General features: G+C 64.7%; 14 protein-coding genes. 6 read left to right on the forward strand and 8 right to left on the reverse strand.

What is annotated here, in order from left to right; translation table 11 throughout:
* Nucleotides 1-115 precede the first annotated feature (115 nt).
* A complete protein-coding gene (locus D3H34_RS29805; RefSeq protein ID WP_119558356.1) occupies nucleotides 116-2,101 on the forward strand; it encodes a monovalent cation:proton antiporter family protein in 1,986 nt (661 codons plus the stop codon).
* Between the two features lie 27 nt (nucleotides 2,102-2,128).
* Here the strand turns inward: D3H34_RS29805 and D3H34_RS29810 are convergent, their stop codons facing one another.
* The 7 genes from D3H34_RS29810 to rpmH all read right to left on the reverse strand — a co-directional run bounded on the left by D3H34_RS29810 (nucleotide 2,129) and on the right by rpmH (nucleotide 7,825).
* Entirely contained in the window at nucleotides 2,129-3,073 is a 945-nt protein-coding gene (locus tag D3H34_RS29810) for a zinc ribbon domain-containing protein (RefSeq protein ID WP_119558358.1), read from the reverse strand.
* An 83-nt stretch (nucleotides 3,074-3,156) separates the two neighbouring features.
* A complete protein-coding gene (locus D3H34_RS29815; protein WP_119558360.1) occupies nucleotides 3,157-3,618 on the reverse strand; it encodes a Crp/Fnr family transcriptional regulator in 462 nt (153 codons plus the stop codon).
* Between the two features lie 101 nt (nucleotides 3,619-3,719).
* The gene (gene mnmE, locus D3H34_RS29820; protein WP_119558362.1) at nucleotides 3,720-5,132 is read right to left on the reverse strand and encodes a tRNA uridine-5-carboxymethylaminomethyl(34) synthesis GTPase MnmE; all 1,413 of its coding nucleotides are present in this window, start codon (nucleotides 5,130-5,132) and stop codon (nucleotides 3,720-3,722) included.
* 74 nt (nucleotides 5,133-5,206) lie between these two features.
* A complete protein-coding gene (gene yidC, locus D3H34_RS29825; protein WP_119558364.1) occupies nucleotides 5,207-6,886 on the reverse strand; it encodes a membrane protein insertase YidC in 1,680 nt (559 codons plus the stop codon).
* Nucleotides 6,883-7,170 (reverse strand): membrane protein insertion efficiency factor YidD, encoded by a 288-nt coding sequence (gene yidD / locus D3H34_RS29830; RefSeq protein WP_119558366.1) that lies wholly within the window; start codon nucleotides 7,168-7,170, stop codon nucleotides 6,883-6,885. Before yidD ends, yidC begins: the two co-directional genes overlap by 4 nt.
* Nucleotides 7,167-7,589, reverse strand: a complete 423-nt coding sequence (locus D3H34_RS29835; RefSeq protein ID WP_119558368.1) for a ribonuclease P protein component — start codon at nucleotides 7,587-7,589, stop codon at nucleotides 7,167-7,169. The genes yidD and D3H34_RS29835 overlap by 4 nt, the downstream gene beginning before the upstream one ends.
* A gap of 101 nt (nucleotides 7,590-7,690) precedes the next feature.
* Entirely contained in the window at nucleotides 7,691-7,825 is a 135-nt protein-coding gene (rpmH, locus tag D3H34_RS29840; protein WP_007834827.1) for a 50S ribosomal protein L34, read from the reverse strand.
* A gap of 307 nt (nucleotides 7,826-8,132) precedes the next feature.
* Between rpmH and dnaA the strand changes: the two genes are divergently transcribed.
* From dnaA to gyrB, 3 genes are all read left to right on the forward strand, one after another.
* On the forward strand, nucleotides 8,133-9,512 hold the full coding sequence (gene dnaA / locus D3H34_RS29845) for a chromosomal replication initiator protein DnaA (protein ID WP_119558370.1): 1,380 nt from the start codon (nucleotides 8,133-8,135) through the stop codon (nucleotides 9,510-9,512).
* An 89-nt stretch (nucleotides 9,513-9,601) separates the two neighbouring features.
* Nucleotides 9,602-10,708, forward strand: coding sequence for a DNA polymerase III subunit beta (gene dnaN / locus D3H34_RS29850; RefSeq protein ID WP_056574900.1), 1,107 nt, complete (start codon nucleotides 9,602-9,604; stop codon nucleotides 10,706-10,708).
* 135 nt (nucleotides 10,709-10,843) lie between these two features.
* Entirely contained in the window at nucleotides 10,844-13,465 is a 2,622-nt protein-coding gene (gene gyrB, locus D3H34_RS29855; protein ID WP_119558371.1) for a DNA topoisomerase (ATP-hydrolyzing) subunit B, read from the forward strand.
* Between the two features lie 1,322 nt (nucleotides 13,466-14,787).
* On the opposite strand, the gene D3H34_RS34350 is transcribed toward gyrB, so the two are convergent.
* Nucleotides 14,788-14,988, reverse strand: a complete 201-nt coding sequence (locus tag D3H34_RS34350; RefSeq protein WP_167481300.1) for a hypothetical protein — start codon at nucleotides 14,986-14,988, stop codon at nucleotides 14,788-14,790.
* Here D3H34_RS34350 and D3H34_RS29860 point away from each other — a divergent pair.
* Together D3H34_RS29860 and D3H34_RS34355 are read left to right on the forward strand one after the other, a co-directional pair.
* On the forward strand, nucleotides 14,987-16,927 hold the full coding sequence (locus tag D3H34_RS29860; RefSeq protein WP_167481301.1) for an esterase/lipase family protein: 1,941 nt from the start codon (nucleotides 14,987-14,989) through the stop codon (nucleotides 16,925-16,927). The genes D3H34_RS34350 and D3H34_RS29860 overlap by 2 nt on opposite strands.
* A gap of 169 nt (nucleotides 16,928-17,096) precedes the next feature.
* Nucleotides 17,097-17,615 (forward strand): hypothetical protein, encoded by a 519-nt coding sequence (locus D3H34_RS34355; RefSeq protein WP_167481302.1) that lies wholly within the window; start codon nucleotides 17,097-17,099, stop codon nucleotides 17,613-17,615.
* Nucleotides 17,616-17,652 lie beyond the last annotated feature (37 nt).

Genomic DNA, 17,652 nt, shown 5'->3' on the forward strand with positions numbered 1-17,652 from the left:
ACGTGGGTCGGGGCGGGGCGGGAGCTCATCGCCGGATTTTACGAGGCGGGCGCGGTCCGGGATCACATGGCCCGGGGAAGCCCGGGGCACGGACATTGCTCTAGTATCAGAGCGTATGTCTTCGTTCGATCTCACGCTGTTGTATCTGTTGGCCGCGGTGATCGGCGTGGTGGCCTGCCGGTCGCTGAAGCTGCCGCCGATGCTCGGCTACCTGACGGCCGGCGTGTTGATCGGCCCGCATGCGCTGGCGCTGGCGCAGAACTCCGAAGGCATCCGTCACCTGGGCGAATTCGGCGTGGTGTTCCTGATGTTCGTGATCGGGCTCGAATTCAGCCTGCCCAAGCTGCGGGCGATGCGCAAGCACGTGTTCGGGCTGGGCATGGCGCAGGTGCTGCTGACCATGGCGCTGGCCACCGTCGGCGCGCTGCTCATCGCCACGCAGCTGCCGCCGGCCTGGCAGCTGGGGTGGCAGACCACGCTGGCACTGTCGAGCGCGCTGACCATGAGCAGCACGGCCATCGTGGTCAAGCTGATGGCCGAGCGGCTCGAGCTGGAGAGCGAACACGGCAAGCGCGTGATGGGCGTGCTCCTGTTCCAGGATCTGGCCGTGGTGCCGCTGCTGGTGCTGATTCCCGCGCTGGGCGCGCCGCCCGAGGCGCTGGCCAAGGCGCTGGGCTTCGCGCTGTTGAAGGCGACCTTCCTCATCGGGGTGCTGCTCTACGGCGGGCCGCGCATCATGCGCTGGTGGCTCACGCTGGTGGCGCGGCGGCGCAGCGAAGAACTCTTCATCCTGAACGTGCTGCTGGTCACGCTGGGCCTGGCCTGGCTGACCGAACTGGCCGGGCTCAGCCTGGCGCTGGGCGCCTTCATCGCCGGCATGCTGGTGTCGGAGACCGAATACAAACACCAGGTCGAGACCGACATCCGCCCCTTCCACGACGTGCTGCTGGGGCTGTTCTTCATCACCGTGGGCATGTCGCTCGACTGGCACATCGTGGTCGAACGCTGGCTGCTGGTGGCTGTGCTGCTGCTGGTGCCGCTGCTGTTCAAGCTGGGACTGGTGACGGTGCTGGCGCGGGTGCTGGGCGCGACCTCGGGCGTGTCGCTGCGCACCGGCCTGTACCTGGCGCAGGCCGGCGAGTTCGGCTTCGTGCTGCTCACGCTCGCGCAGGACCGCAACCTGCTGCCGCCGTGGCTGGCCAACCCGGTGCTGGCGTCGATGGTGCTGTCGATGCTGGCCACGCCCTTCATCGTCATGTACAGCAACGCCATCGTGCGCAAGCTGGTGGCCAGCGACTGGCTGCAGCAGTCGCTGCAGATGACGACCATCGCGCGCAAGACCATCAACACTGCGCAGCACGTGATCATCTGCGGCTACGGGCGCTGCGGCCAGAACCTGGCGCGCATCCTGGAGCGCGAAGGCATCCCGTACATGGCGCTCGACCTCGACCCCGACCGCGTGCGCCAGGCCGCCGCCGCCGGCGATTCGGTGGTGTTCGGCGACGCGGCGCGGCTGCAGGCGCTGATGGCGGCGGGCCTGGCGCGCGCCAGCGCGGTGGTCGTCACCTACCTCGACGTGGCGGGCGCCATGAAGGTGCTGGCCAACACCCGCGCCCATGCGGCGCACGTGCCGGTGATCGTGCGCACCCAGGATGACCACGACCTCGAGAAACTGCAGGCCGCCGGCGCGACCGAGGTGGTGCCCGAGGCCATCGAAGGCTCGCTGATGCTGGCAAGCCATGCGCTGGCGCTGGTCGGCGTGCCGATGCGGCGCGTGATCCGTGTGGTGCAGGACCAGCGCGACGCACGCTACAACCTGCTGCGCGGCTACTTCCACGGCGCCGACGACGACAACGCCGACGAGATCGACCACGAGCGCCTGAACAGCTTCACGCTCACGCCGGGCGCCCGCGCCATCGGCCAGACGCTCGGCCGCCTGGCGCTGCCGACGCTGGGCGTGCGCGTCGCCAGCCTGCGCCGCCAGGACGGCCAGGCGCGCGTGCCGGCCGACGACACGCTGCTGTCGGACGGCGACACGCTGGTCTTGTCGGGCAAGCCCGCCGCGCTGGCGATTGCGATCGAGCGGCTGCAAAAGGGCTGAGGCCGCCGCCGGCGCGCGCTCAGCGCCTCAGTTCAGCAGCGACGGGTTGCGCTTTTCCTCTTCGATGCGCTGCTGACGGCGCACCGCCTCGCACTGCGCGTGCGACTTGAACTCAGGCTTCGCGCACTGGGCTGCCATGCACTGCGCCTTGGCGATGAAATTGCGGTCGCCGCACTGGGCTTGCGGGTCGGCCGGCGGGGCCGGTGCCACGGGCGCGGGGGCAGGTGCGGCCGTCACAGGCGCTGCGACGGGTGGGGCCTGGGGCGCCGGTGCAGCGGGCGTCACCGGCTTGCGCGGCTTCGCGACGGGCGTCGGCTTGGGTGCGGCTTCCGCCGGCTCGACGACCGCTTCCGCGGGCGGCGGCTCGGCCACAGGCGGCGCAGGCTCGGCCGCGACAGGCGATGGCGATTCGACCGCCGCCGGCGGCGCAACAGGTGCCGGTGCGATCACGGGAGGAGGTGCCTCGGCCGGCGCGGGCGTCTTGCTGGTCCCGTAGCCCAGCCAGCCCGCGACCACGAGCAGCAGCGCCACCACCAGCAGCCCCAGCCACAGCCCGATGCCGCGCGGGCGCAGCACCGGTTCGGGCGGCTTGATGCGCTTGACCTTGATCTTCGACCGTGGCCGATCGGCCCGTGGGGATGGGGGCAGGGACGAGGTTGTAGTACCTCCACGCCCCGACGCCACGATCACAGTTTTTTCGTCCGCAGGCGACGGTGGCGGCGGGGGCTCGGGCATCCAGCCGGTGGGCGCAGGCGACGACGCGCGCTTCGACTCGGCGGGGTCGAACAGCGGCGCGGGAATGGTCGGCGCGCGCAACTGGGCCGGGGCGGTGGTGGCCCATTCGCGGTCGGCAGCACCGGGCGCCGGAGGTGGGGGTATCCGGTCGGCCGCCGAGAGCCGACCGCCGCAGTTCCGGCAGAAATTGGCACCCTCGCGGTTGTCCGCGTCACAGACCGGGCAGATCAAGGCCATGGCTCACCAGCAATTCTCAGGATCGAAAACGAAGACTTGTTCTTGTTGTTGTGCAGCGGCTGGCAGCGAGCCGGTCGGCGCGCTCAGGTGACGGCCACCCGCTTGGAACGGTGCGCCATGCGCTTGGCGATCACGGCGCCGAGCGCCATCGCGATGTCCAGCGCCATGTTGGGCTGGCGGTTCGACATCTCGGTAAATCGCACCGCGGTGAGGCGCCACACGCGCCCCGCACCCGTGACCACCACGTTCGCCGCATGCGGTTCGCGCGAAAAGAACGAGCCTTCACCCACCACCGAGCCCGGCGACAGCACGGCCAGGCGCATCTGCTCCTTGCTGCTGACGCGGTGCACGCTGACAGCACCGCTTTCGATGAAGAACACCGAGCGGTCGTGCGTGCCCTGCGAGATCAGCACGTCGCCGATGCCGGTTTCGATGGGCTGCAGGTAACCCGCGAGCGTGTCCCATTGCGCGACGCTCAAGGTCAGCGCGAACGCGTCGGCGCTCAGGTTCTCCGCGATGGCGCGGCTCAGGTTCTGGATGGACATGTTTTTCTCGACCCCCGCAAGTGAGTCGAAGTATCCGCGAAGGCCCCGCGATTCGGCTACAACTGTTTACGCTTTCCCACGGGAAGCGCACGCATGTGTCGCTATTTCCCGATACAGAAGCGCGAAAAGATGACACCCAGCAGGTCGTCCGCGCCGAACTCGCCGGTGATCTCGTTGAGCGCGTTCTGCGCCAGCCGCAGCTCCTCGGCCAGCAGATCGAGCAACTGGGCCTGCGCCGCCAGGTGGGCCGCGGCCAATGCGAGGTGCGTCTCGACCCGGGCAAGCGCCTGCACGTGGCGCGCGCGCGCCAGGTAGACGCCCTCGGGCACGGCCTGCCAGCCGGCCATCGCCAGCAGCTGATCGCGCAGCGCCTCGATGCCCGCACCGGTCTTGGCCGACAGGGCGATGCCTTCGGTCGGCGGCTTGGCCGACGCGGCAGCGTCCTGCTTGTTCCACACGTCGAGCACCGGCACGCTGGCCGGCAGCTTGCGCCGCAGGCCGGCCAGGATCTCGGCGTCGGCGGCGGCGTAGTCGGGCTGGCCGGCGCGCGTCAGGTCGTGCAGGAAGAGCACGGCGTCGGCGGTTTCGATCTGCCCCCAGGCGCGCGCCACGCCGATCTGCTCGACTTCGTCGGTGCTCTCGCGCAGGCCGGCCGTGTCGGCCACATGCAGCGGCACGCCGTGGATCTGGATGGTCTGCGAGACCACGTCGCGCGTGGTGCCCGCGATGGCGCTCACGATGGCCAGCTCGGCACCGGCCAGCGCGTTGAGCAGCGAACTCTTGCCCGCGTTGGGCTGGCCCGCGATCACCACCTTGATGCCTTCGCGCAGCAACGCCCCTTGTTTGGCGCGCTGCTGCACGGCAGCCAGTTGCACCTGCAGCCGCTCCAGCTGGCCCGTGGCGTCAGCTTTCTGGAGGAAGTCGATCTCTTCCTCGGGGAAGTCGAGTGTGGCCTCGACCAGCATGCGCAGGTGGATCAGCGCATCGCGCAGCGTGTGGATTTCGCGCGAGAAGGCGCCTGACAGCGAGCGCCCGGCGCTGCGCGCGGCGGCCTCGGTGCTCGCGTCGATCAGGTCGGCGATGGCCTCGGCCTGAGCCAGGTCGATCTTGCCGTTGAGGAAGGCGCGCTGGCTGAACTCGCCCGGCTCGGCCACGCGCAAGCCGGGCAGGCGCGGACGGCCGGTGGTCGCGTTGATCTCGGCCGCCGCCTCGAGGCAGCGCGACAGCAGCAGCTGCAGCACGACCGGGCCGCCGTGCGCCTGCAGTTCCAGCACGTCTTCCCCGGTGTAGGAATGCGGCGTCGGGAAATGGATCGCCAGGCCATGGTCGACCGGCTCACCCTGCGCATCGCGAAAGGGCAGGTAGGTGGCTTCGCGCGGCTTGAGCGCACGAGCGCACAGCGCCTCGACCAGCGGCGCCAGCCGGGCGCCCGACACGCGAACGATGCCGACCGCCCCGCGCCCCGGGGCGGTGGCGATGGCGACGATGGGATCGGTGGTGCGGGCGAGGGTCATGACAGCGCGATTCTTTCAGCAAAAAGCAAAGGGCCGCGAATGCGGCCCTTTGCGGGTGACGGTGGCCGGCGGGCTTACTTGCCCAGCACGCCCAGCCGCTTGTTGATGAACCACTGCTGCGCGATCGACAGCACGTTGTTCGTGATCCAGTACAGCACCAGGCCGGCCGGGAAGAAGATGAACATCACGCTGAAGGCCAGCGGCATGATCCACATCAGCTTGGCCTGCATCGGATCGGGTGGCGTCGGGTTGAGCCAGGTCTGGAACAGCGACGTGGCCGTCATCACGATCGGCAGGATGTACCAGGGATCGGGTGCCGACAGGTCGGTGATCCAGCCGAGCCACGGGGCGTGGCGCATTTCAACCGACGACAGCAGCACCCAGTACAGCGCGATGAACACCGGGATCTGGATCACGATGGGGAAGCAGCCGCCCATCGGATTGACCTTCTCGGTCTTGTAGATCCGCATCATTTCCTGCTGCATCTCTTGCGGCTTGTCCTTCAGCCGCTCGCGCATTTCCATGATCTTCGGGTTGATGGCCTTCATCTTGGCCATGCTGGCGTAGGCCTTGGCGTTGAGCCAGTAGAAGGCCGCCTTCAGCAGCACCACCAGCGCCACGATCGACCAGCCCCAGTTGCCCAGGATGCCGTGCAGCTGGGTGAGCAGCCAGTACAGCGGCTTGGAGATGATCGCGAAGATGCCGTAGTCCTTCACCAGGTCCAGGCCCGGGGCGATGGCTTCGAGCTTCTTTTCTTCTTCGGGGCCGGCGAACAGCGCGCTGTTCACGACCTGCGTGGCGCCTGGGGCGATCTTCGGCAGCGTGGCCACCATGGCGACGGTGAAGAGGTTGTCGCCCAGGTCCTTCACGCGGAATTCGCGGCGCAGCTGTTCGCTGGCCGGGTCGCCCTTGAGCAGCCAGGCCGACGCGAAGTAGTGCTGCACCATCGCGATCCAGCCGTCGTTGGCCGGCGGCGGCGGCTCGACCTTGCCCTTGGCGATGTCCTTGAAGTCGAGCTTGTGGAACTTCTTCTCGTTGGTGTACGCGGCCGGGCCGGTGAAGGTGTTGGTGCCGAACATCGTGCTGCTTGCCACGGTACCGTGGCGCAGCAGCTGCATGTACAGCTGTGCGTCGCGCGGCTGGTCGCTCACGTTGACCACTTCGTGGCGCACGCCGATGACGTAGTCGTCACGCTTGAACACGTAGGTCTTGATGTACTTCAGGCCACCGACCGCGGCGCTTTCGAAGCTCACTTCAAGCGTGTTCTGGCCGTCGGCCATCGCGCGCGGGCCGGCCTTCGGCGTCATGGCCGTCAGGTGGTTGGGGAAGGCTTCGCCGGCCACGGGGTTCAGCAGGCCGGTCTGGGCGACATAGCGCGTGGCGGGCGAACCGTTCTCGAACAGCACGACGCGCTTGGTGCGGTCGGCTTCGTCGTACTTGAGCAGTTCGAGGTGATTGACCGTGGCGCCTTCGCTGTCGATCGTTGCCTTGAACAGGTCGGTGGTCACCACGACCTGCTCGCGCGGCGCGGCCGGGGCCGCCTGCGTGGGCACCGCGCCGGCCGTGGCGCCGGCGGAAGCGGTCGGCACGCCGTTGTTGACGGCAGGCGAGCCGACGGCCGGCGCCGTGGCGGCGGGCTTGGTCGACGGCAGGAAGGTCGGCTTGTTGCCGTTGAAGACCTGCCATTGGTCCCACAGCAGCACGAGCGAGAAACCAAAAATCACCCACAGGATCGTGCGGCGGATATCGTTCATGACGAAGACTTCTTGTCGGAGGAGAGAAGAGACGAAAACAGCGATCCTGACCGCTCAGTGCGACGCTGTGATTTCGGTGGAACCGGATCGTGGCCGCCCTGGCACCAGGGCTGGCAGCGCGCGATGCGGTGCAGAGTCAGGTAGCTGCCCTTGAGCGCCCCGTGCACTTCCAGCGCCTCGATCGAATACACCGAGCAGGTCGGCGTGAAGCGGCACGACTGGCCGAGCCACGGGCTCAGCAGCAGGCGGTAGCCCTTCACGAGGCCGATCAGCAGGCGTTTCATGGGGAGGCGGGTGCAGGGGAAGCAGCAGCCGGTGCCGGCGGACGCCCGGCGCGTGCCAGCAGTTGCTGGAGCTCGGCGCGCACGGCGGCCTTGAGCTTGTCCGAAGAGGCGCTCACGAACGCCTTGCGATCAAAACCGGCGCGCAGGCGCACCACGTGCGCGGCACGCGGCAAGACAACGCCGGGAGCGGCGCTCACGGTGTAGATCTGGCGCTTGATCGCGTTGCGCGTCACCGCGCGGCGTGCCCAGCGCTTGGGCACCATGGCGCCCAGCCAGACCTCATCGGACGGAAACAGCGAAGCTGCGCCCGATGCAGAAACATCGAGCGCACAGCGGTGCAATGCGAAATGGGCAGTGCGCGCCACGGTGGCACCTGCGAGGACGGCCTGGAATTGCGCGCGGGTCTTGAGCCGCTGCATGGAGGCCGGGCCGTGTACGTCGCTGCTGGCGGGGCCAGGCGCAGGGGCTGCGGGAGCCCGCGCGGACGTGTCGGCGGCTGGCAACGGCAGGTGGTGTGCCGTCAGACGGCCAGGCGCTTGCGGCCCTTGGCGCGGCGTGCGTTGATCACGGCGCGGCCGCCACGGGTCTTCATGCGGACCAGAAAGCCGTGGGTACGGGCGCGGCGGACTTTGGATGCTTGGTAAGTGCGTTTCATGATGGTTTCCTGATTCCCTGTTTGCGCCGGTTTCCGCATGAAGGCATGCAAAAACCCGGCGAGCGCTGGGGAGCGTGTTTCGGAGGACCCCCGAAAGACGCTGTGAAGGCTTTTCAGGGAAACCCGCAATTATCGCAAACATTGGCCGCCGGAACAATCTTCGACTGGATTTGCGGGCCTTTCCCTGTGCACTGCAGCATGTGGATAAGTTTTTGACAAGTTAGAATGCCCAGCGCCTTCCAGCAGAGAATATCCACAATACCTATACAAGAAATGCCCGAGGGTTCCATCACTTTTTCAAACGCCCATGTCGACTGACGGCATCGGTGAAAGCCTGTGGCAGGCCTGCGTCGACCAGCTCGCGCAGGAACTGTCCGAGCAGCAGTTCAATACCTGGATCAAGCCCCTCCACGCGCAGGTCGCCGACGACCTGTCGCGCATGACGGTGTTCGTCGCCAACCGCTTCAAGCTCGACTGGATCCGTGCCCAGTACGCCGGCAAGATCGCGGCCATGGCGGAGAAGATGTACGGCCAGCCGGTCGCCATTGAGTTAGCGCTCGCTCCGCGTGAAGCGCCCGTGCGTGTTGCACCTGTGGCCGTCATGGCCGAAACAGACGTGCCGCGCGACGTGGCCGGGCCGGGCGAGGAACCGGCCGCCGCCGGCTTCAAGAACCGCCTGAATTCGGGGCTCACGTTCGACACCCTGGTCGAGGGCACGGCCAACCGCATGGCGCGCGCCGCGGCCATGCACGTGGCCGGCATGCCGGGCCATCTGTACAACCCGCTTTTCATCTACGGCGGCGTCGGCCTGGGCAAGACCCACCTGATGCACGCTGTGGGCAACCGGCTGCTGGCCGACCGCACCGACGCCAAAGTTCTCTACATCCACGCGGAGCAGTTCGTGTCGGATGTGGTCAAGGCCTATCAGCGCAAGACTTTCGATGAGTTCAAGGAACGCTACCACTCGCTCGATCTGCTGCTGATCGACGACGTGCAGTTCTTCGCCAACAAGGACCGCACGCAGGAAGAGTTCTTCAACGCGTTCGAGGCCCTGCTGGCCAAGAAATCGCACATCGTGATGACCAGCGACACCTATCCCAAGGGGCTGGCGGACATCCACGAACGGCTGGTGTCGCGCTTCGATTCGGGCCTCACGGTGGCGATCGAGCCGCCCGAACTCGAGATGCGCGTGGCGATCCTGATCAACAAGGCCCGCGTCGAAGGCGCCGAAATGCCCGAGGAAGTCGCCTTCTTCGTGGCCAAGAACGTGCGCTCCAACGTGCGCGAGCTCGAAGGCGCCCTGCGCAAGATCCTGGCGTACTCGCGCTTCAACCAGAAGGAGATCTCGATCGCCCTGGCGCGCGAGGCGCTGCGCGACCTGCTGTCGATCCAGAATCGGCAGATCTCGGTCGAAAATATCCAGAAGACGGTGGCCGATTACTACAAGATCAAGGTCGCCGACATGTACAGCAAGAAACGCCCGGCCAGCATTGCGCGGCCACGGCAGATCGCGATGTACCTGGCCAAGGAGCTCACGCAGAAGAGCCTGCCGGAAATCGGCGAGCTGTTCGGCGGTCGCGACCACACGACGGTGCTCCACGCGGTGCGCAAGATCTCGGGCGAGCGACAGCAGCTCACCGAACTCAACCAGCAGCTGCACGTCCTCGAACAGACCCTCAAAGGCTGAAGCCGAATGTCATCAAGGATGCCCCTCGCGACAGCGGAGAATGGCGTCCTGAAAGCTGATTCAAAGAGATAAGAGAAGAGGAAGAAGACATGATCGTTTTGAAGGCAACCCAGGACAAAGTTCTTGCCGCGCTGCAATCGGTGGCCGGCATCGTGGAACGGCGTCATACCCTGCCGATCTTGGCCAATGTGTTGATCCGCAAGACCGGCGGCCAGCTGCAGCTGACCACCAGCGACCTCGAGATCCAGATCCGCACCACCGCCGAACTGGGCGGCGACGAGGGCAACTTCACCACCACCATCGGCGCGCGCAAGCTGATCGACATCCTGCGCACCATGCCGGCCGACCAGACCGTGAGCCTGGAGTCGAGCGCCAGCAAGCTCGTGCTCAAGGGCGGCAAGAGCCGCTTCACGCTGCAGTCGCTGCCCGCCGAAGACTTCCCGCTGGTGCAGGAAGCCGCCAATTTCGGCCCCGTGTTCAGCGTGCCGCAAAAGACGCTGAAGGACCTGCTCTCGCAGGTCTCGTTCGCGATGGCCGTGCACGACATCCGTTACTACCTGAACGGCATCCTGTTCGTGGCTGAAGGCAAGCAGCTGAGCCTGGTGGCCACCGACGGCCACCGCCTGGCGTTCTCGTCGGCCATGCTCGACGTCGAGGTGCCCCGACAAGAAGTCATCCTGCCGCGCAAGACCGTGCTCGAAATGCAGCGCCTGCTGTCGGATGCCGAAGGCGCCATCGAGATGCAGTTCGCGAACAACCAAGCCAAATTCAGCTTCGGCGGCATGGAGTTCGTCACCAAGCTGGTCGAGGGCAAGTTCCCCGACTACAACCGCGTGATTCCCAAGAACCACAAGAACACGGTCACGCTCGGCCGCGCGCCGCTGTTGGCCAGCCTGCAGCGCACCGCCATCCTGACCAGCGAGAAATTCAAGGGCGTGCGCCTGAACATCGAGCCGGGCACGCTGCGCATCGCGTCGAACAACGCCGAGCAGGAAGAAGCCCAGGACGAGCTCGACATCGACTACGGCGGCGACAGCATCGAAATCGGCTTCAACGTGACCTACCTGATCGACGCGCTGTCGAACATGGACCAGGACATGGTCAAGCTGGACCTGGCCGACTCCAACAGCTCGGCCTTGTTAACCATCCCCGAGAACGCATCTTTCAAGTACGTCGTGATGCCGATGCGCATCTAGACCCAGGAAAACACAGCGCCTTGCGCACACAACCCGCGGCCCTCCGCGGGTTTGCGCTTTCAAGAGGCGGCGAATTGAGCTTTTTGAGAGCCCGAAAAATCACGGGAAACCCGTGAGAGACAGAGGAATATCCGAATGAGTGCAGAAGAGAACAAGCCCGAAGTGCCGCACACCGAGCCGGTCTACACCCCCGAAATCCAGATCACGGCGCCCGAAGGCGCCCCCGCCGACGCCAGCTACGGCGAAGGCGCGATCACGATCCTCGAAGGCCTGGAAGCCGTGCGCAAGCGCCCCGGCATGTACATCGGCGACACCTCCGACGGCACGGGCCTGCACCACCTCGTGTTCGAGGTCGTCGACAACTCCATCGACGAAGCACTCGCCGGCTTCTGCGACGACATCGTCGTGACCATCCACTCCGACAACTCGATCTCCGTCACCGACAACGGCCGCGGCATCCCGACCGGCGTGAAGATGGACGACAAGCACGAGCCCAAGCGCTCGGCCGCCGAGATCGCGCTCACCGAACTGCACGCCGGCGGCAAGTTCAACCAGAACAGCTACAAGGTCTCGGGCGGCCTGCACGGCGTGGGCGTCTCGTGCGTGAACGCGCTGAGCGTGAAGCTGCGCCTGATCGTGCGCCGCGAAGGCAAGATCCACGAACTCGAATTCAGCCGCGGCTTCGTGCAGAACCGCCTGCTCGAGACGGTGAGCGGCGTCGAAGTCTCCCCGATGAAGATCGTGGGCGACACCGACAAGCGCGGCACCGAAGTGCACTTCCTGCCCGACACGGAAATCTTCAAGGAAAACAACGATTTCCACTACGAGATCCTGAGCAAGCGCCTGCGCGAGCTGAGCTTCCTGAACAACGGCGTGCGCATCCGCCTGCTCGACGAACGCACCGGCAAGGAAGACGACTTCTCCGGCGCCGGCGGCGTGCGCGGCTTCGTGGAGTTCATCAACAAGGGCAAGACCGTCCTGCACCCGAACTCGTTCTATGCCGCGGGCGAAAAGCCGGCCGACTCCTACGGCGGCATCCCAGGCACGCACATCGGCGTCGAAGTGGCGATGCAGTGGAACAGCGGCTACAACGAGCAGGTGCTGTGCTTCACCAACAACATCCCGCAGCGTGACGGCGGCACCCACCTCACCGGCCTGCGCGCCGCGATGACCCGCGTCATCAACAAGTACATCGAAGAGAACGAGCTGGCCAAGAAGGCCAAGGTCGAAGTCACGGGTGACGACATGCGCGAAGGCCTGTGCTGCGTGCTGAGCGTGAAGGTGCCCGAGCCCAAGTTCTCCAGCCAGACCAAGGACAAGCTGGTGTCCAGCGAAGTGCGCGCGCCGGTGGAGGACATCGTCGGCCGCCTGCTCACCGACTACCTGCAGGAGCGCCCGAACGACGCCAAGATCATCTGCGGCAAGATCATCGAGGCCGCCCGCGCCCGTGAAGCCGCCCGCAAGGCCCGCGAAATGACGCGCCGCAAGGGCGTGCTCGACGGCATGGGCCTGCCGGGCAAGCTGGCCGACTGCCAGGAAAAGGACCCCGCCCTGTGCGAAGTCTACCTGGTGGAGGGTGACTCCGCCGGCGGCTCCGCCAAGCAGGGCCGCGACCGGAAGTTCCAGGCCATCCTGCCGCTGCGCGGCAAGATCCTGAACGTCGAGAAGGCGCGCTACGAGAAGCTGCTGACCAGCAACGAAATTCTCACGATGATCACCGCGCTGGGCACCGGCATCGGCCGCGCCGGCGCGAGCACGCCGGGCGGCGGCGCGGACGATTTCAACGTCGCCAAGCTGCGCTACCACCGCATCATCATCATGACCGACGCCGACGTGGACGGCGCGCACATCCGCACGCTGCTGCTCACGTTCTTCTACCGGCAGATGCCGGAGCTGGTCGAGCGCGGCCACATCTACATCGCGCAGCCGCCGCTGTACAAGGTGAAGGTCGGCAAGGAAGAGCAGTACCTGAAGGACGGCCCCGCGCTCGACGCCTTCCTGCTCAAGGTGGCACTGAAGGACGCGAGCATCGAGACCGGCGGCAGCGCCTCGACCACGCTGTCGGGCGACACGCTGGCCGAACTGGCGCGCAAGCACCAGGTGGCCGAGGCCGTGATTGCGCGCCTGCGCAACTTCATGGACGCCGAAGCGCTGCGCGCCATCGCCGACGGCGTGGCGCTCGACCTCGACACCCCGCCCGCCGCCGAAGCCTCGGCCGTGGCGCTGCAGGCCAAGCTGCGCGAACTCAACACGACCGGCGTGCCGGCCGAGGTGAGCAGCGAATTCGACGCCCGCACCGACAAGCCGCTGCTGCGCATCAGCCGCCGCCACCACGGCAACATCAAGTCCAGCGTGATCTCGCAGGACTTCGTGCACGGCGCCGACTACGAAGCGCTGGCCCAGGCCGCCAACACCTTCCGCGGTCTGCTGAGCAGCGAAGGCGCACTGGTCAAGCGCGGCGAGGGCGAACGCGCCAAGGAAGAAAAGGTCGACGACTTCCGCCAGGCCATGAAGTGGCTGATCGGCGAAGCCGAGCGCTCCACCGCACGCCAGCGCTACAAGGGTCTGGGCGAGATGAACCCCGAGCAGCTGTGGGAAACCACCATGGACCCGAACGTGCGCCGCCTGCTGAAGGTGCAGATCGACGACGCGATCGAGGCCGACCGCGTGTTCACGATGCTGATGGGCGACGAGGTGGAACCGCGCCGCGAGTTCATCGAGCAGAACGCGCTGCGCGCGGCGAACATCGACGTCTGATCGTGTAGGTTCTCAGAATAGATGCAAACATTCTCACGATTTGCAAATCTGGCCGCTCGCCGCCACGAGAACCGTGTCGCAGGGACGCGGCAGGAATCCTCGCGTACGACTACGGCGGGCCAGAAGGAGAGTCATCCTTCGACGGACCGGAGCCTCGAAGACTAGTGCTTCTGCGTCGATTTCGAGGCCGAGCGCCCCGCCCATTGTTGAGAAATCAACCCCGGCGCTCGCACGCTGACCAACCAGATTTAACTTCAGAAAAGAAGCATGGCAAGCCTCCGGCGCTAAGCGCGGAACAGCGACCTTCGGCTGCATGTCCGTGATCCGAACGGACTGCTGTGTCGCCTCTCTCGCGGACGGGCGGTTACGGGAGACTTGTCGCCGCCTTGGACAGAATAAGTCGAAAAGTGCAGCCGAAGCCGGGAACGTTTTGAAGGGAAATCTGCCCGCTCATGGCGAGCCGCTACTGTCTTGACGAACGCCAATCCTAGTCCGACAAGGGCTCGAAGATCGAGACCTGCTTGTCCGAGGCAATGCCGGCCCCTTGATCCTGAACACGAATCGCCCATGTATTCTCGTGCGACTCGACAGCGCAACTGAACGCTTCTTGCAGGCTTCTCGAGTCGATCATTGCCTCGACTTGTTGCGGCGGCGTGCTTCCCAAGTGTCGTCAATGCATTCGAGCAGGACGTCTGCGAGGTGCAAGGCGCCAGGCGACACGGCTGCTACTGCGCCCGCACCAGTTGAATGAAGCGCTCCGACAGCCGTTGCTCGGTGAGCTACAGATGCCGCTTCATGCAGCCTGCAAGGAAACATCGCAAGATCGGCTGCGATCGTGGATCGGATGCAGCGAGAGAGTCGCAGACACCATCAACCCCCCGTGATCACACTGTCGGCGACTCTGGACCAACTGAAGAGTTGAACGAGATCGGGGTTTCCGAGGAAATCTTTGAATGCACGCTGCGGCTCAGCCCTCCGCTATCAGTCCAGGATCGAATTCCTTGTTCTCCAGCTCCCCGTGCTAGTCAAGTGGCCGCGCGAATCGCAGCCCCCAGCAGGCGTCGATCTGATAGTTGAAGCTGTCGTTCGCATCCCTTGGATTTTAAGTAGCCCGAAAGTTCTCGACCACCGGGTGCTTTGCCCGTTGCCTTCGTTCGGATCCCTTATTCATGGGAGGTGGTTGGTAGTCACTGCTATAGATAGAAAACAAATTGAAGCACATACTTATCCCCGAATTGAGGGCAAGAAGTAAAAAGTTCGAGCATGGATTGTCGGCAGTGCCGATGCCGACTCCGAAGCTGACGACAGAAGGGTGCAGCCGATCATGGCGGGCAAGGCTTCTCGTCGATCAGCTTGCCGGTCAGGTTGAAGGTCTGCGTGATGTGTTGAAGAGGGACGTCGATGTCGCATTCATCCGGAGTTGTTGCCCGCTGGCTTGGCGTGGGTTGCTTTTCCTTGCTCTTCTCGGCGATAAGTTTGGCGCAGTCACAGGCCATTGTGTGGTCGGACACAGCTGCAGGCATGACATTGACCGAATCCCTGAATGCATTGCGCCGGACGGCCTCGGTCCGGCCGGAGATAGGGGTGGAACTCGATGCCGCGCGCAATCGGTTGGCTCTTGTCTTCGTGCCTGGGATTCTTGGCTCCGAGCTCACAGCGCCTGATGGGCTGAATATTTTCGGTCGCCTGGAAAATCCAGGTTCCCTTATTTCTCGTCTGGAGCTTCCCGAGGGGCTGGTGGACGAGCAAGCCGAGTCCGGAGTAAAGGCGTCGCTCTTACGGTCAATCGGGCCGATGGATTTTTACGGCGACGCCTTTTCAGCAATCGAACAATGGGGCGCGAACAACGGCATCAAGGTGCTGGCCTGCGGCTACGACTGGCGCCGAGATATCCGTTCCGGCGCGCGCGATCTCGACCGATGCATCTCCAATCTGGAAGCGAAGTACTCTGACTTAGTGATCGTCGCTCACAGCATGGGCGGTCTCGTCAGTTGGACTTGGGCCGACAGGCACGCACGTGGCGAATACGGGCGTGGTCGCCGTGTGCTGCAGCTGACAGTGCTCGGGTCGCCCCTACGCGGCAGCTGCGAGATCGTGCGCATGGTGCAAAGTGGCTACATTCAACCTGCACGGGACGATCAGTTGCAAGTGCGAACCACCCTGAAGGCACTGACCTCTTGGACGGAAAAATTGGCCGACGCGTTCCAGAACGGCGTCGCCGCCCAGTTCACGCAAGGCATCCGTCCCTTGCTGCTGAGCTGGCCGGGCGCTATCGAACTCAGCCCTCCGCCTTCCAACAACGGGGACATCGTTTCTTGCGTTGGCGTACCGGCGGGGGATGATCAGCCCGCAGGAACACCGGCGACCAGCTACTACGATGTCGCGTTCTGGAGCCTCCCGGCCGGGCGGCAAATGCTGCGCAAGGGCGGGGGTCCCGAGAGCTACACACTTCCCGCCTCATTGCCCAAGGTGCTTGCGAAGGCACGAGAGTTTCGGTCACAGTTCCAGCCTGCGCCCTTGGAGTATCCCACCTGGTTGTACTTTTCGCGCATCTGGAAGGTGCCTGATCAGGCCGGCTATCGGGCTCCCTACATCTCTGAGTTCGACCAATGGGGGTCAACTTGGGGGGACGGGCGCGTCCCCTATACGAGTGCCATGAACCAGCCGGTTGCTGAGATCTTCACACGGCGAATGGGTGTCGAGAGCGTCCATGGCAACCTTCCGGGCGACCCCAACTTCTTCGATGACTATTTCGGCAACCATCTCCCGCAGGCGCTTGCCGCCGTCTGGCTTTCCGATACCGCCTTGATCGCAACCACCCGTCCCGACTGGATGGCAGCCATTGCGAAGTTCATGCCGAATGGGCCGGACTCCAACCAAGTACGCGTAGCGTTGGAGCCGCAAGGAAAGGCGGGGAAGGAATCACAACTGCTTCGCAGTGCGCTTACCTCCATCTCCAACTTCAACGCACTCCTATGCCTGAAACGCGGTGACTGCACGACTACTTATTCAGCGGCCAAGGCGAAGGTCGCTGCGACGCCGGCCGCGAGTCGCAGCGCCGTCGCGCTGAAGCAATATGGGGGCGTTGCACGCACTTTAGGTCAGGAGAATCCTGACTTTGCATTTGCGGAGGGCAATCGTGGCTTGGCCCTTGCTCGCCAGCTCGACTGGAAGGCTGCGTCAATGAGCCTCGCGCGAGCCGAAACCGGTGTCAAGGAACTTGAAGCGATCAAGGAGCAGTTGTCCAAGCCCGAAGTGGATTTCGCGAGTACGTTACGCAGAAACCTTGGTAAGTCGCTTATTGAATCGGGACAATGCAGGGAAGCGGAGCCATACCTGCGCGCGGCCGCCAATAGTTGGTTCTATGCCAAGGAGGCTCTGGCCAAGCCTTGCAACGATGTCGAATCGGGACTGCAGTACTGCTTTGACCGAGGTGATTTCTGTCGAACGACGCGCAGATGAATGAGGGAAATACTCCTATGCGGATATGCCCAGACGGGCATGTAAGCCATATCTTGACCAAGATGTCTAAGGTGTTGGGTTTTCATCAGGCAATAAGACTTCGCCTCGTTTCTCAGGACATGACAAGAATCGGATTAGCCCCCGAGAAGCGCGCGAGAAGTTGTTCTTGATGGATATCCAATACACGTCACCGGCCGCGCCGAATGCCGGCGTGCGCCAAGGAGGGGTCCACCAAGGGGAGCATGACGGCAGCCTGAAAGTGAGGCTAACTCGCCAGATTCGGCGTCTGGGTGAGGCTGCGCAAACAGCCGCTGTCGGGCCGGAAGCAGTCGTGGGAACGGCATTGGCCGAATGGTGCAGTCAGGACTACCCAGCGCTGCCAGCACCTGACTTGAAGTTCTCGCGGAGGCTCGCCAAGAAAATCCAGCTTCAAGAGTTTGTGCAGACCTTGCGCGCACTGAATTTCCTGGAAGCGTCTTACTGGCTGAGTTCGGCGTATGCAATGCTTTCAGACGATGCCTATCGCAAGAAGCTAGCCATGTTCTTTACGCCCGTGTCCATCACGGGTGGATTGCTCGAAGATTTAGCTGCCCAGGGGTGTCCGCGCCGAAGTAGAACTGAGCCACCGCGCCGCTTGAATCGTGAGCCAGGGGTGGAAGCCGACGCAGCAATGGTCGGCTGTGGATAAGTGTATGTCTTGCCTTGTTCTGTGACCTCCTTTCGCT

The sequence above is a fragment of the Acidovorax cavernicola genome (assembly GCF_003581445.1).